14 protein-coding genes are annotated in these 14,753 nt (G+C 67.7%); all 14 read right to left on the reverse strand.

Going from position 1 to position 14,753, the window contains the following annotated elements; all coding sequences use genetic code 11:
• Positions 1–7: 7 nt before the first annotated feature.
• The 14 genes from NM962_13790 to argS all read right to left on the reverse strand — a co-directional run bounded on the left by NM962_13790 (position 8) and on the right by argS (position 14,660).
• A complete protein-coding gene (locus tag NM962_13790) occupies positions 8–268 on the reverse strand; it encodes a F0F1 ATP synthase subunit C (protein ID UVO11076.1) in 261 nt (86 codons plus the stop codon).
• Positions 269–329: 61 nt separating this feature from the next.
• Entirely contained in the window at positions 330–1,085 is a 756-nt protein-coding gene (gene atpB / locus NM962_13795; protein UVO11077.1) for a F0F1 ATP synthase subunit A, read from the reverse strand.
• The gene (locus tag NM962_13800; GenBank protein UVO11078.1) at positions 1,078–1,524 is read right to left on the reverse strand and encodes an ATP synthase subunit I; all 447 of its coding nucleotides are present in this window, start codon (positions 1,522–1,524) and stop codon (positions 1,078–1,080) included. Before NM962_13800 ends, atpB begins: the two co-directional genes overlap by 8 nt.
• A gap of 115 nt (positions 1,525–1,639) precedes the next feature.
• Positions 1,640–2,818: an undecaprenyl/decaprenyl-phosphate alpha-N-acetylglucosaminyl 1-phosphate transferase gene (locus tag NM962_13805; protein UVO11079.1), complete on the reverse strand. Its 1,179-nt coding sequence runs from the start codon at positions 2,816–2,818 to the stop codon at positions 1,640–1,642.
• Positions 2,815–3,474: an L-threonylcarbamoyladenylate synthase gene (locus tag NM962_13810; protein ID UVO11080.1), complete on the reverse strand. Its 660-nt coding sequence runs from the start codon at positions 3,472–3,474 to the stop codon at positions 2,815–2,817. Before NM962_13810 ends, NM962_13805 begins: the two co-directional genes overlap by 4 nt.
• Entirely contained in the window at positions 3,471–4,328 is an 858-nt protein-coding gene (gene prmC / locus NM962_13815; GenBank protein UVO11081.1) for a peptide chain release factor N(5)-glutamine methyltransferase, read from the reverse strand. Before prmC ends, NM962_13810 begins: the two co-directional genes overlap by 4 nt.
• Positions 4,325–5,401: a peptide chain release factor 1 gene (gene prfA / locus NM962_13820; protein UVO11082.1), complete on the reverse strand. Its 1,077-nt coding sequence runs from the start codon at positions 5,399–5,401 to the stop codon at positions 4,325–4,327. The genes prmC and prfA overlap by 4 nt, the downstream gene beginning before the upstream one ends.
• 72 nt (positions 5,402–5,473) lie before the next feature.
• Entirely contained in the window at positions 5,474–5,716 is a 243-nt protein-coding gene (gene rpmE / locus NM962_13825) for a 50S ribosomal protein L31 (GenBank protein ID UVO11083.1), read from the reverse strand.
• A gap of 221 nt (positions 5,717–5,937) precedes the next feature.
• Entirely contained in the window at positions 5,938–7,959 is a 2,022-nt protein-coding gene (gene rho, locus NM962_13830) for a transcription termination factor Rho (GenBank protein UVO11084.1), read from the reverse strand.
• Between the two features lie 266 nt (positions 7,960–8,225).
• Positions 8,226–9,173 (reverse strand): homoserine kinase, encoded by a 948-nt coding sequence (thrB, locus tag NM962_13835; protein UVO11085.1) that lies wholly within the window; start codon positions 9,171–9,173, stop codon positions 8,226–8,228.
• Positions 9,173–10,255, reverse strand: a complete 1,083-nt coding sequence (gene thrC, locus NM962_13840) for a threonine synthase (GenBank protein UVO11086.1) — start codon at positions 10,253–10,255, stop codon at positions 9,173–9,175. The genes thrB and thrC overlap by 1 nt, the downstream gene beginning before the upstream one ends.
• Positions 10,252–11,571: a homoserine dehydrogenase gene (locus NM962_13845; protein UVO14725.1), complete on the reverse strand. Its 1,320-nt coding sequence runs from the start codon at positions 11,569–11,571 to the stop codon at positions 10,252–10,254. The genes thrC and NM962_13845 overlap by 4 nt, the downstream gene beginning before the upstream one ends.
• Before the next feature lie 18 nt (positions 11,572–11,589).
• Positions 11,590–12,963: a diaminopimelate decarboxylase gene (gene lysA, locus NM962_13850; GenBank protein UVO14726.1), complete on the reverse strand. Its 1,374-nt coding sequence runs from the start codon at positions 12,961–12,963 to the stop codon at positions 11,590–11,592.
• 50 nt (positions 12,964–13,013) lie between these two features.
• The gene (argS, locus tag NM962_13855) at positions 13,014–14,660 is read right to left on the reverse strand and encodes an arginine--tRNA ligase (protein UVO11087.1); all 1,647 of its coding nucleotides are present in this window, start codon (positions 14,658–14,660) and stop codon (positions 13,014–13,016) included.
• Positions 14,661–14,753 lie beyond the last annotated feature (93 nt).

Consider the following 14,753-nt stretch of genomic DNA (forward strand, 5'->3'; position numbering starts at 1 on the left):
TGTTGCGTTACTGCTGTGCGGCGATCGGGGTGGCGAAGACGAACAACGCCATGAAGGCCAGGTTGATGAAGTAGGCCGCTTCGACCAGACCAACCGTGATGAAGAACGGGGTGAACAGGCGACCCTGAGCTTCGGGCTGACGGGCGATACCGGCGATCAGCGCGTTACCGGCAATACCGTCACCGATACCGGCGCCGATGGCACCGCCGCCCATGATGAGACCGCCGCCGATGAGGGCACCAAGTCCGATCAGATTGGGATCTGCCATTTCATTCCTCCTTGCTAGCTGGTAGTGCTCTACCAGGTCTGATGTGGTCGTGCAGGTGGTACTAGTGGTGGTCTTCTTCGAGCTCCATGGCCTGGCTGAAGTACAGGATGGTCAGCAGCGCGAAGATGAACGCCTGGATCAGTCCGACGAACAGGTCGAAGGTCTTCCAGATCGCGTTCGGCGCGACCATGAAGACCGGCCCCAGTAGCGCGATCAAGCTGACCAGGATGCCGCCGGCGAAGATGTTGCCGAACAGACGCAGCGACAGCGAGACCGGCTTGGCGACCTCTTCGACCAGGTTGATCGGCGCCAGGATCGCGACGTGGCCCTTGAGCACCCGCAGCGGGTGGCCGATGAAGCCGCGGCGCCAGAAGCCGGCCAGATGGTAGCCGCAGAACACGAAGAGCGCCAGCGCCAGCACGAAGTTGATGTCGGCGGCGGCAGAGGAAATCAGCTCGTGGATGCCGTGCTCGTCGGAGTACTGCACCGGCAGCACCGACAGCCAGTTACAGACCAGGATGAAGATGAAGATCGTCACCGCCAGCGGCAGCACGAACGGGGCGATCTTCATCCCGATGGCGCCCTCGATCTGGTTGCGCATCTGGATGGTGATCGCCTCGAAGAACAGCTGCACTCCGCCGGGAACCCCGCTCGAGGTGACCTTGGCGCGCAGGAAAAGCGCCAGGGCGATCACGATCACGGCCGCGATCGCGGTAGAGGTGATGGTGTCGATGTTGACCTCACCGACCAGCGGCCATACCGCGGTCTCGTGGTGGCCGACCTCGATGGCTCCCTCAGCCAGGAGCGACTCAGTCATTTTCCGTCCCTTCAGCGCCGGACTCTGACGCTTGCGCGCGGAGCTTTTTTACCACTGGCAGCATGGTGGTCAGCACCAGCACTACCTCGAACAAGGCCAATCCGAACAGCGCGCCAAGGCCCTCTGGACGGAACTGGTAGGCGATCGCCAAGCCGATCACGCTGATGACCAGCAGACGAGACGCCGAGTTCAGCGCCATCTTCTTCTTCAGCGGATGGTCGGAGGCGGTGATCTTGAGCGCCGACCGGCGAATCAGCAGTGCATTGCCCAGGCCGAGCGCCAGGCCCAGCCCGAAGAACACGCCGAAGAGCGGTCGGCCGAATTGAGCGGCCGCAGCAACCGCGGCAGCGGTCAGAGCAACACAGATCAGTGACAACCGAATCGGCTGGAACACCACCGACGGCAACACCAACGGCGCATCCTGCGCTGGTGTCGTCACCGCCTCACCCCAATCTGAATCTGGCCTGCGTCGTGATCGTGAAGTCGCCCGCCGAGCGTATCGGATGCCCGAACGCACTGTGGAACCACCTACAACACCATCTTAGACGGTGCTACTACCGCGTGTCGTAGGGGCCGTCTTCCGGGTCGCCTCCCCGGCGTAGCAACGGGATGAGCGTAACGACAACCGCGATGAGCATCGCACCCAGCATCACCGCCCCGGTGTAGCGCGGGTCGAAGAAGATGGTGCCGGCCGCCCCGAATGCCACGATCGCCGTCCACAAGTAGATCAGCAGCACCACTCGGCGATCGGAATGGCCGATCTGCAGCAACCGATGGTGCAGGTGCATCTTGTCCGGGCTGAAGGGACTGAGTCCGGCGCGAGTACGACGGATGATCGCCAGCAGCACGTCCAGTGCCGGCACGCACATCACGGCCGCAACCAGCAGGAACGGCGACAGCAGCGCGAAGACGTCGCGCGCACCGTAGGCCGTTTGCGAGATCGGCCCGGCCGCGGTAGTGGACGCTGCGGCCAGCATCAGCCCGATCAGCATGGAGCCGGAGTCGCCCATAAAGATCTTCGCGGGGCTGAAATTGTGTGGCAGGAAGCCCAAACAAGCCCCGGCCAAGACCACCGAGATCAACGCGGGCGGGTAGAACAGCACGTCGCCGCCGTGGTCCTGCAGCACGCCGACGGAGAACATGCAGATCGCCAGGGCGGTGATCAGTCCCAGGCCGGCAGCCAGGCCGTCGAGGCCGTCGACGAAGTTCATCGCGTTGACGATCGAGACCGTCAGCGCCAGCGTGAGCAGGATCGACGACACCTGATCGAGCACCACGGTGCCCACGCCGCCGATTGGGATGTAGAGCACGCTCCAGGCCACACCCATGGTGACCAGCACGCTGGCCGCGGTGATCTGGCCGGCGAACTTGGTCAGGGCGTCTAAGCCCCACTTGTCGTCGAGCAGGCCGATTCCCATGATGACGCCGCCGGCCAGCACCACCGCCGGCATGCCGGTGGAATAGACGAAGCCGCGCGTCAGCGCCGGCAGTTGCGAGGCCAGGAAGATCCCGGCGACGATGCCGACGTACATCGCCAGCCCGCCCATCCGCGGGGTGGGCTGCACATGGACGTCGCGTTCGCGCGGGTAGGCGACCGCGCCGATCCGGGTGGCCATCCAGCGAACGGGCCCGGTGGTGAAGTAGGTGATGATCGCGGCGGTCAGGCCCACCAGCGCCAGTTCTCGCAGCGGCACGCCGGCGCCCCGGTCGGCCAGTGCCAGCAGGCTGGTCACGGCGTCGCCGTCAGCTCGGCGGGGTCGCGGCCCAGCACGGCGCCGATCTGCTCGGCCGAGACCGGTCCGGTGCGCACGATCCGCGGTGCTCGACCGGTGAGATCCACGATCGTCGAGGCCTGTCCCCGCTCGGCCGGGCCCGCGTCGAGATAGACGTCCACGGACTCCCCCAGTTGGCTTTGCGCTTCGCCGGCCTCGACCGCGGGCGACCCGCCGGAGACGTTGGCGCTGGACACCGCCATCGGGCCCACCGCCTTGAGGACCTCCAGGGCCACCGGGTGCAGCGGCATACGCACCATGACCGTGCCGCGGGCCTCGCCGAGGTCCCACTGCAGCGACGGCGCCTGCGTGACGATCAGGCTGAGCGCACCCGGCCAGAACGCCCGGATCAATTCGCGGGCGGTGTCAGGCACGATCAGGGCCAGCCCGTCGATGGAGTTCCACGACCCCACCAGCACGCCGACCGGCATATCGCGCCCGCGCCGTTTGGCCGCCAACAGCGCCGTCACGCCGGCGGCGTTGAAGGCGTCGGCGCCGATGCCGTAGACCGTGTCGGTCGGCAGCACCACCAGGCGTCCACCGCGCACAGCATCGATCGCCGCCGCGATTCCGGCCGCACGCTGATCGGAGTCGGCGCAGTCGAAAACTTCTGTCATGGTTGACCGTTCCTGATCGCCGTCACGAACCGGAGCCGCCCAGTCAGGTCGGGCCGGGAAACTACCTCATCGAAAAATCCAGTGCCGCGCACGGTTTGGACGGTGGCCGTCGCCGTGGTGTCGTCGTGCTCGACGGCGAACAGTCCACCCGGGCGCAGCAATCGGGCTGCCAGATCGGCCAGCGGGGCGATCACCGACATGCCGTCGGGTCCGCCGAACAGCGCATGCGCCGGATCATGCTGAGCCACTTCAGGATCTAGCTCCGCGCTTTCGGGAATGTAGGGCGGGTTGCTGACCATCAGGTCGACTCGACCATCCAGCTCCGAGAGCAGCCCCGGCGTGGTCACATCGGCGTGGACCAACTCCACCGACGTTCCAGCGCAGTTGCGCCGTGCGTAGTCCAACGCCGGTTCGGAGTCCTCGACCGCGACAACGCGGGCGCCCGAAAAATTCAGGGACAACGCGATCGCCAACGCGCCGGAACCGGTGCAGGCGTCGACGATCACCGGGTGCGAGCCGAGTGGTTGAGCCACAGCCTGTTTCAAAACCCACTCGAGCATGGCTTCGGTCTCCGGCCGCGGGATGAACACCCCAGGGCCGACCTGCAGCAGAACCGGGCCGAACGCCGCGGTGCCGATCAGGTGCTGCAGCGGGATACGGGAGCTGCGTGCGGCGACCAGTTCCCGGTAACGCCCGAAGAACTCGTCATCGGGTGGATCCAGCAGCGCCAGCCGGCCGCGATCGGTACCAGCCACATGGGCGGCGAGTTCTTCCGCGTCGTAGCGGGCGGAGTCAATCCCGGCATCAGCGAAAAGCGCTGCAGCGGAGTCGATCGCGTCCCGTATGCGGCTCACGCCGTCCCCTGTAACCGAGTTTCCTTATCGGCGGCTGCCAGCGCGTCGAACATCGCGTCGAGATCCCCGTCGAGGACCTGGTCGAGGTTGTGCGACTTGTAGCCGATGCGGTGATCGGTGATCCGGTTTTCCGGGAAGTTGTAGGTGCGGATGCGCTCGCTGCGATCCACCGTGCGGATCTGGCTGGCCCGATCGGCCGAGGCATCCGCTTGAGCCTGCTCCTCGGCAACCGCCTGCAGCCGGGCCGCCAGAACCTGTAAGGCACGGGCCTTGTTCTGCAGCTGGGACCGCTCGTTCTGGCAGGTGACGACGATCCCGGTCGGCAGGTGGGTGATGCGCACCGCGGAGTCGGTGGTGTTGACGCCCTGGCCGCCCTTGCCGGAGGACCGGTAGACGTCGATGCGCAGGTCCGACTCGTCGATGGCCACCTCGCCGACCTCTTCGGGCTCGGGGTAGACCAGCACGCCGGCCGCCGAGGTGTGCACGCGGCCCTGCGACTCGGTCACGGGCACCCGCTGCACGCGGTGCACCCCACCTTCGAACTTCATCTTCGACCACACGCCGTCGGCGCTGTCGCCCTTACTCGCGATGGTCAGGGTGGCGTCTTTGTAGCCGCCAAGGTCAGAAGTGGTCTCGTCGAGGACGGTCACCTTCCAGCCCTGGCGTTCGGCGTAGCGGATGTACATCCGGGCCAGGTCTGCGGCGAACAACGCCGACTCCTCGCCACCTTCGCCGGATTTGACCTCCAGCACGATGTCGTCGGCGTCGTGCGGATCGCGGGGCGCAAGCATGTCGGTGAGCGCGGTGTCCAGCTCGGCGACGCGCGCCTCCAGTTCCGGCACCTCGGCGGCGAACGACGCGTCGTCGGCGGCCAGTTCCCGGGCGGCCTCCAGGTCGCCGCGGGCCGACTCGAGCTTGCGGTGGGTGGCGATGATGGGCGCCAGCTGGGCGAAACGCCGGCCGGCCCGACGTGCCTCGGCCGGATCGTTGTGCAGTTCGGGATCGGACAGCTGCGTTTCCAGGGCGGCGTGCTCGGCCAGCAGGGCGTCGATCCCCTGAATGCTTTGGGTCATCTCACCTCCATCCCCGAACGCAAGCCGACGCCCGGATGACGTGCTGGCACGTTCCGGGCGTCGGTGAGGGAGCTACTTGTCGTCGGCTGCAGCTGCTGCGGCGCCGGCGTTGCGCTTGCCGTAGCGCTTCTCGAAGCGCGCGACACGGCCGCCGCTGTCGAGGATCTTCTGCTTGCCGGTGTAGAACGGGTGGCACTGCGAGCAGACCTCGACCACGATGTGGCCGCTTTCCTTGGTGCTACGGGTGGTGAAGGAGTTGCCGCAACCGCAGACCACGGTGGTCTCGCCGTAGGCGGGGTGAATGCCAGTCTTCATGATGTCCTCTTCAATCGTCGGCCGCCGGGTCGCCTGCCATGTGGCAGACGTGAACCGGAACCTGAGGTGTTCGATTATGCCAGCTGCGCTGTCGGCTCCCAAAACGCCGGGAGGGCTATGCGTATTCCGCTGCCGTCACCCGTCGAGATTGCCGTCAGGGTTGTGATCGCGGGGGCAATCACAGCCCTGACCGCAATTTCAGTGGTGGGTGGCAGCGCCGATCAGTCGTTGTCCATTCCCGGCGTGGTCTTGGACACCTGGACCAGGAACTCGTAGTTGTTCTTGGTCTTGCGCAGCTGACTCATCAACAGGTCGATGGCCTGGTGCGAGTCCAGGCCGGACAGCAGTCGACGCAGCTTGTGCACGATCGCGAACTCGTCCGGCGAGAGCAGCAGCTCGTCCTTGCGGGTGCCCGACGGGTTGACGTCGACGGCCGGGAACACCCGGCGCTCGGCGATCTTGCGGTCCAGCTTGAGCTCGGCGTTGCCGGTGCCCTTGAACTCTTCGAAGATCACCGTGTCACCGGTCGAGCCGGTCTCCACCATCGCGGTGGCGATGATGGTCAGCGAGCCGCCGTCCTCGATGTTGCGGGCCGCGCCCAGGAACCGCTTGGGCGGGTAGAGCGCGGTGGAGTCCACACCACCGGACAGGATGCGGCCCGACGCCGGGGAGGCGTTGTTGTAGGCACGACCCAGACGGGTGATCGAGTCCAGCAGCACGACGACGTCCTTGCCCTGCTCGACCAGGCGCTTGGCCCGCTCGATGGCCAGCTCGGCGGCCTGGGTGTGATCTGACGGCGGCCGGTCGAAGGTCGAGGCGATGACCTCACCCTTGACCGAGCGCTGCATGTCGGTGACTTCTTCGGGACGCTCGTCGACCAGCACCACCATCAGGTGGCACTCGGGGTTGTTGCGGGTGATCGCGTTGGCGATGTCCTGCATGATCGTGGTCTTACCGGCCTTGGGCGGTGACACGATCAGCGCGCGCTGCCCCTTGCCGATCGGCATGATCAGGTCGATGACACGGGTGGTCAGCTTCTCCCCGGAGGTCTCCAACCGCAGCCGCTGATTCGGGTACAGCGGGGTCAGCTTGGAGAACTCGGGGCGGTTGCGGGCGGCCTCGACCGGGCCGCCGTTGACCGAGTCCAGCCGCACCAGCGGGTTGAATTTCTGCCGCTGGTTGGGCTGGTCACCGTCGCGGGGCACCCGCACCGCGCCGGTCACCGCGTCGCCGCGGCGCAGCCCGTTCTTGCGGACCATGTTCATCGAGACGTAGACGTCGTTGGGCCCGGCCAGGTAGCCGGAGGTGCGCACGAACGCGTAGTTGTCCAGCACATCGAGGATGCCGGCGACAGGCTGGACCACATCGTCTTCGCGCAGCTGCTCGGCGTCGCCGCCCGCACCGCCGCCTTCGCCGCCACGCTCGCCACGGCGACGCCGGTCACGGAAACGACGGCCGCGACGGCCACCGCGGTCGTCGTCGTCGCCACCGCCCCGGTTGGACTGGTCGCCGCCCTGGTCGTCGCGCTTGGACTGCGCGGCGTCGTCGGATTTGCTGTCGGCTTTAGCGTCGGCCTTGGGCTCGCCCTTGGCGCCCTCGCGCTCACGGCGTCCACCGGACTGCTCGGCCTTGTCGGCCTTGTCGTCGTTGCGGCCCTGCTTGCGCGACTCGCCCTGGTGCTCGGCCTCGGCAGGTTTGTCCTGCTCTGCCGGCTTCTCGGACTCTCCGCCATTGGCGGCCGGCGAACCGGTCGCACGGCTAGCGCCACGGCGTTCGCGGCGTGGCGGTGCCGCGAGAGCATCCGCCTCGTTGGCCGCGGCGGCCTCGGCACCGGTGGCCGCGCCGTTGGCGGGCTGCTCGGTGCCGGGCTGTGTCTTCGGCGCTTCGGCGCCACTGTCGCCATTGCCCCCGTTGTCGGAGACCTCGCGGATTGCGGCAATCAGTTCGCTCTTGCGCATCCCGGAGGAGCCCTTGACACCGACGCGGTTGGCCAGCGCCCGCAGTTCGGGCAACACCATCGCCGACAGCGAGCTGTCGGAGGGGGCGGTTGCCGCACCGTTGTCGGCCGCCGAAGCGGGAGCAGACTCGGTGGTGGCCGGCGCCGAGGCGGTTTCCGGGGCGGACGGCGCGGCGTCACTACCGCCGGCGACTGCGTCCTGGCCGGTCTCGGAAGTGCTCGGGGGGGTCGGCAGCGATTCCTGGTCGGTGCTGCCTTCAGCCGTGAAGAGGTCCGTTTCGGTCACGGATTTCCTTTCTTCCCTCGTCGGTTTTCTCACGCGAGGGGTTTGGTTGCATTCAGCGGACTCGCCGAGTGCGCGTCACCGTCGACTGTTTAACGGTGTAGCCCGTATCGACGGCGTCGTAACGCAAACCGTCAGCTACGAGAAGAATTTGGTGGCATCCCGGTTGACATCACATTCTGAAAACAGGTGCTGATGCCGCGAATGCGGGACGGGACCGAGGATAGCCCGCTTCTGTGCTGGGCGCAACAGATACTGCGCGACGCGCCTCAACCCGGTACCGCTACCCCGGAATTCCACTTGACCGCGTCACCGACCGGCATCTCGGTGACGTTGAACGCCCGCGCCTCCGGGGACTCGAGCACCTCCGCGGGCAGTTGGGCCGCTGTCGTCAGTGCGATCACCGCAGGTCCGGCGCCAGAAAGCACGGCCGCGATGCCGTGCCGACGCAGCAACCCCAGGAATGCCGCCGACTCCGGCTGCGCGGCGCCGCGCTGCGGCTGGTGCAGCACATCCTCGGTGGCCGCCAGCAGCAGATCGGGCCGCTCGGTCAGCGCCACCACCAGCAGCGCGGCGCGGCTGAGGTTGAACCGGGCGTCGCGGTGGCTGACCTGCTCGGGCAACAAAGCCCGGGTCTCGGCAGTCGACGAGCGCAGTTGCGGGATGGCCGGGAACAGATGGATGTCGGGGTGCAGCCGCAGCGGCGCCGCCGCGTAGCCGACGTTGCCGTCAGCGGTGTTGGCAGTCCAGGAAACCACCGCGCCACCCAGCACGGCGGCGGCGGCGTTGTCTGGGTGGCCCTCGAACTCCGACGCCAGCTGGATCAGTTGGGTTTCGGACAGGCCGGGCCGATCAAGTTGCGCGACAAGGCCGTTGACCACGGCCAGCCCACCGACCACCGCGGCCGCCGACGATCCCAGGCCACGCTGATGCGGGATCGCATTGCGGCAGCGCACCACCATGCCAGGTGCCTCGACACCCGCCTCGCGCATGCCACGCAAGATGCCTTGCACCACAAGGTGATCCGAGGTGAGCGGAACCTGACCGGCGCCCTCCCCCTCGACCTGCACCACCAGACCGGACTGGACCGTCTCGACGATCACCTCGTCATAGAGGCCCAGCGCCAAGCCCAGGCTGTCGAAGCCGGGGCCCAGGTTGGCGCTCGACGCCGCAACCGCGACGCTGGCCGTCAACCCGGTCGGCAACAACTGAACCACTAGGCCAGCCCCAATTCGGCGACCACGGTGGCCGCGTCGACGGGAACCGCGGTCACCTCGGGCATGTCCTTCAGCGCGGTGTCGGGGTCCTTGAGCCCGTTGCCGGTCACGGTGCACACCACGGTCGATCCGCGCGGCACCCAACCTTCCTCCACCGACTTGAGCAGCCCGGCAATGCTGGCCGCCGAGGCCGGCTCGACGAATACGCCCTCGGACTGCGCCACCAGGTGGTAGGCGGCCAGAATCTCGTCGTCGGTGGCGGCCAAGAACCGCCCGCCCGAATCCACCTGTGCTTCAACAGCCTGCGTCCAGGAGGCCGGCGAGCCGATGCGGATCGCGGTGGCGATGGTCTCCGGGTTCTTGACCGGCTCACCGAGCACCAGCGGCGCAGCGCCGGCAGCCTGGGTGCCCAACATCTTCGGCAGCTTCTCGGTCAGGCCGTCTGCGAAGTACTCGCGGTAGCCCTTCCAGTACGCGGTGATGTTGCCGGCGTTGCCGACCGGCAGCGAGTGGATATCGGGCGCGGTGCCCAGGGCGTCGACGATCTCGAAGGCCGCCGTCTTCTGACCTTCGATGCGCACCGGGTTGACCGAGTTCACCAGCGAGATGGTCGGGAAGTCGGTGGCCATCTTGCGGGCCAGTTCCAGACAGTCGTCGAAGTTGCCGTCGATCTGAATGATCTTGGCGCCGTGCATGACTGCCTGCGCGAGCTTGCCCATTGCGATCTTGCCCTGCGGGATCAGCACCGCACAGGTGATCCCGGCGCGGGCAGCGTAGGCGGCCGCCGATGCCGAGGTGTTGCCGGTCGAGGCGCACAGCACTGCCTTTTGGCCGCGCGCGACCGCGTCGGTGACGGCCATCGTCATGCCGCGGTCCTTGAACGAGCCGGTCGGGTTGAGCCCCTCGACCTTCAGGTGCACGGTGCAGCCGGTCTGCTCGGAGATCCGCTTGGCGTAGATCAGCGGGGTGCCGCCCTCGTGCAGGGTGACTGCCGTCCAGTCGTCGCCGATGGGAAGCCGATCGCGGTAGGCGCCGATCAGGCCGGGCCAGGGGCGGTGGATCGGGGTTCGGGTGGAGCTCACTGGTCTGTTCCTTCCAGTCGTAGCACGCTGGCGATCCGCTGGACCGCGTCCAGGTCAGCAAGCGCCGCAACGGTTTTCGACAATGCTGCGTCGGCAGCCCGGTGGGTGACCACCACGATCCGAGCGCCGATCAGTTGGCCGTCGTCATCGGCCACGCCCTCTTGGCGCACCTCGGCGATGCTGACGCCATGGGCGGCGAATTCGGCTGCCACCGTGGACAGCACACCGGGCTTGTCGGCGACATCCATGCTCACGTAGTAACGGGTCTGCACGTCACCGATCGGGGCGATGGCCAGCTGGGCGTACTTGGACTCGCGCGGCCCGCGCCCGCCCTGCACCCGGTTACGGGCGGCCATCACCAGATCACCGGTGACCGCCGAGGCGGTGGGCGCACCGCCGGCGCCCTGACCGTAGAACATCAGCCGGCCGGCCGCTTCGGCTTCGACCACCACCGCGTTGAAGGCCCCGTTGACCGTGGCCAAAGGATGGGTCAGCGGCACCAGCGCCGGGTAGACCCGGGCCGAAACCCGCTGTTGCCCATCGCTGGTGGTGATGCGCTCGCAGATCGCCAGCAGCTTGATCGTGCACCCCAACGCGCGTGCCGTGGTGAAGTCCGCCGGACTGATGCTGGTGATGCCCTCACGGTAGACGTCGTCGGCGGTCACCCGGGTGTGGAAGGCGATCGATGCCAGGATCGCGGCCTTGGCGGCGGCGTCGTAGCCCTCCACGTCAGCGGTCGGGTCGGCCTCGGCGTAGCCCAGCGCACTCGCGTCGGCCAGTGCGGCGCTGTAGTCGGCGCCGGTGGAGTCCATTTCGGACAGGATGTAGTTGGTGGTGCCGTTGACGATGCCCGCCACCCGCAACACGGTGTCGCCGGCCAGCGACTGGGTCAGCGGCCGGATCACCGGGATGGCGCCGGCGACGGCAGCCTCGAAGTACAGGTCCACCCGAGCGTTCTCGGCGGCCTCGGCCAGCTCCCCGGTGGACCGCGACAGCAGGGCCTTGTTGGCGGTGACGACGGATTTGCCGTGCGCTATCGCCGACAGGATCGCCTTGCGGGCCGGCTCGACCGGGCCCATCAGCTCCACGACGATGTCGACGTCGCTGCGCGACACCAGGCTGTCGATGTCGTCGGTAAGCAAGTCCTCGGGCACGCCGCGGTCGGCACCCATCCGGCGCACCCCGACCCCGCGCAGCACCAGCGGTGCGCCGATGCGGGCGGCCAGATCATCAGCGCTGGCTTCGAGAATGCGGACGACTTCGCTGCCGACGTTGCCCAAACCGAGGACTGCCACCCCTACGGGGGCCCCGGACACGTGCGAACCGGACACTTTCTACCCCACCTCCAGGCTGATCAGGTCTTCGACAGTCTCCCGGCGCAGCATAAGGCGGGCTTTCCCGTCGCGTACCGCCACCACCGCCGGGCGGGTGAGCAGGTTGTACCTGCTCGACATCGAGTAACAGTAGGCGCCGGTGGCGGCCACGGCGATCAGGTCGCCGGGAACCATGCCTTCGGGCACCCAGGTGTCGCGGACGATGATGTCGCCGCTCTCGCAGTGCTTGCCGACGATGCGCCCCAGCTCCGGCAGAGCGTCAGCTCCATCCAGCGTGCGCGAGACCAGCCGCACGTCGTAGTGCGCGTCATAGAGCGCCGGACGGATGTTGTCGCTCATGCCGCCGTCGACGCTGACGTAGCGGCGATGTCCGGTGGCGCTGACGGCGACGTCCTTGACGGTGCCGACCTCATAGAGCGTGATGGTGCCCGGCCCGGCGATGGCCCGGCCGGGTTCGACGACCAGCTGCGGGGTGGGCAGGCCCACCGCCGCGGACTCGTCACGCACGATCGCGGCCAGCTTGGCAGCCAGCTCGGCCATCGGCGGTGGGTCGTCCTGCGGCAGATAGGAGATGCCCAGTCCCCCACCCAGGTCGATGACCGAGAGCTGCGCGGTCTTGTCGACCCCGAACTCGGCGACCACATCGCGCAGCAGCCCGATGACCCGATGGGCGGCGATTTCGAAGCCGGCGACGTCGAAGATCTGCGAGCCGATGTGGCTGTGCAGACCGATCAGGCGCAGGTGCTCGGCGGCGAACACCCGCCGGATGGCGTCCATCGCCGCACCGCTGGCCAGCGACAGCCCGAACTTCTGGTCTTCGTGGGCGGTCGAGATGAACTCGTGGGTGTGGGCCTCCACGCCGACGGTGACGCGCACCAGCACGTCCTGGATGGTCCCGGCAGCCTCGGCGACCGCTTCGAGGCGGTCGATCTCGATGAGCGAGTCGACCACGATGTGGCCGACGCCGGCATTGACCGCGGTCTGCAGCTCGGCGACCGATTTGTTGTTGCCGTGCAGGGTGATTCGCTCTGCCGGGAAGCCGGCGTGCAGGGCGACGGCCAGCTCACCCCCGGTGGCGACGTCCAGGCACAGGCCCTCTTGGTCGATCCAGCGCGCGATCTCGCTGCACAGGAAGGCCTTGGCGGCGTAGTGCACGTTGTCGCCCCCGCCGAACGCTGCGGCGATCTCGCGGCAGCGGCCCCGAAAGTCGTCCTCGTCGATGACGAACAGCGGCGTGCCGAATTCGGCGGCCAGGTCGGTCACCTTCACGCCGGCGATCTGGGTCACGCCGTCGTCATCGCGAACGGTGTTGCGTGGCCAGACATTCGGCGCCAACTGCAGCAGCTGCTGCGGGGTTTGGGGCCTCGGCGGCAGGCCGTCGTGGTGGAGTTCTTCGGCGTGGCGGGGGCCCGCGGGGTGGACGTTCACATCCGCTCCGGTGCGCTCACGCCAAGAATGCCCAGCCCGTTGGCGATCACCTGGCGGGTGGCCTGACACAGCGCCAACCGCGCCGCGTGCAGATCACCAGGTTCCTCATCGCCTTGCGGCAGCACCCGGCAGCTGTCGTAGAACCGGTGATAGTCCCCGGCGAGATCTTCCAGGTAGCGGCAGACCCGGTGCGGTTCACGCAGCGCCGCAGCGGTTTCCAGCACCCGAGGGAACTCCCCCAGGTTGCGGATCAGTGCGCCCTCCTTGTCGTGGCGCAGCAGCCCGAGGTTCGCGGTGTCCGGCGTCAGACCCAGTTCGGCGGCGTTGCGAGCCAGGGCGCAGAGCCGAGCGTGCGCGTATTGCACGTAGTAGACCGGGTTTTCGTTGCTCGCCGAAGACCACAACGCGAGGTCGATGTCGATCGGGGTGTCCACCGAGGAGCGGGTCAGGCTGTAGCGGGCGGCGTCCACGCCGATGGCCTCGACCAGGTCGTCGAGGGTGATGACGGTGCCGGCGCGCTTGCTCATCTTGACCGGCTGGCCGTCGCGGACCAGGTTGACCATCTGTCCGATCAACACCTCGACGGTGGCCGGGTCGTCGCCGAAGGCCGCCGCGGCGGCCTTGAGCCGGGCGATGTAGCCGTGGTGATCGGCGCCGAGCATGTAGATGCACAGGTTGAAGCCGCGCTCGCGCTTGTCCAGGTAGTAGGCCAGGTCCCCGGCGATGTAGGCGGGCTTGCCGTCGCTCTTGATGACGACGCGGTCCTTGTCGTCGCCGTAGGCGCTGGTGCGCAGCCAAGTGGCGCCGTCTTTCTCGTAGATGTTGCCGTTGGCGCGCAGCCGCTCGATGGCCTGCTCGACGCGGCCGGAGGTGTGCATCGAGTCTTCGTGGGTGAAAACGTCGAAGTCGGTGCCGAACTCGTGCAGCGACTTCTTGATGTGGGTGAACATCAGGTCGACGCCGATCTCGCGGAACGTCTCCTGGGCATCCGCGCTGTTCAGCGCGTCCGGGGCCTTGGCCTGGATCTGGGCGGCGATGTCGGTGATGTAGGCGCCGGCATAACCGTCCTCGGGGGCGGGCTCGCCCTTGGCGGCGGCGATCAGCGAGTTGGCGAACCGGTCGATCTGGGCGCCGTGGTCGTTGAAGTAGTACTCGCGGGTGACCGCGGCGCCCTGAGTGCTCAGCAGCCGGCCGAGTGCGTCGCCGACCGCGGCCCAGCGGGTGCCACCGATGTGGATGGGGCCGGTGGGGTTGGCGGAGACGAACTCAAGGTTGACGTTGAGTGTGCCGAGGGTGTCGGTGTGGCCGTAGCTGGTGCCGGCGCTGATGATGTTGGCGACCACGGCACCCTGCGCGGAAGCCTCGATGCGCAGGTTCACAAAGCCTGGCCCGGCGATCTCGGCCGCGGCGATCCCGTCGGCCTGCGCCAGCGCCTCGGCCAGCCACTCGGCCAGCTCGCGCGGGTTGGCGCCTACCTTCTTGCCCAGCTGCAGGGCCAGGTTGGTGGCGTAATCACCGTGTTCGGGGTTGCGCGGCCGCTCGACTGTCACCGTCGCGGGCAACGCGGCGGTGTCCAGGTCGTGCTCGGCCAGCACCGCGGCGGCGGTGTTCTTGAGCAATTCGGCCAGATCGGCGGGGGTCACGAGGCCCCATCCTATGGTCTTACGTGGTCAGGCCCCGAATCCGTCCGGTTCTCGGGTCGCGGTCTTGATGCGTTAGTCTGTCGGAGCCCACTT

This window comes from Mycobacterium sp. SVM_VP21, from assembly GCA_024758765.1.
Taxonomy (GTDB): domain Bacteria; phylum Actinomycetota; class Actinomycetes; order Mycobacteriales; family Mycobacteriaceae; genus Mycobacterium; species Mycobacterium heraklionense_C.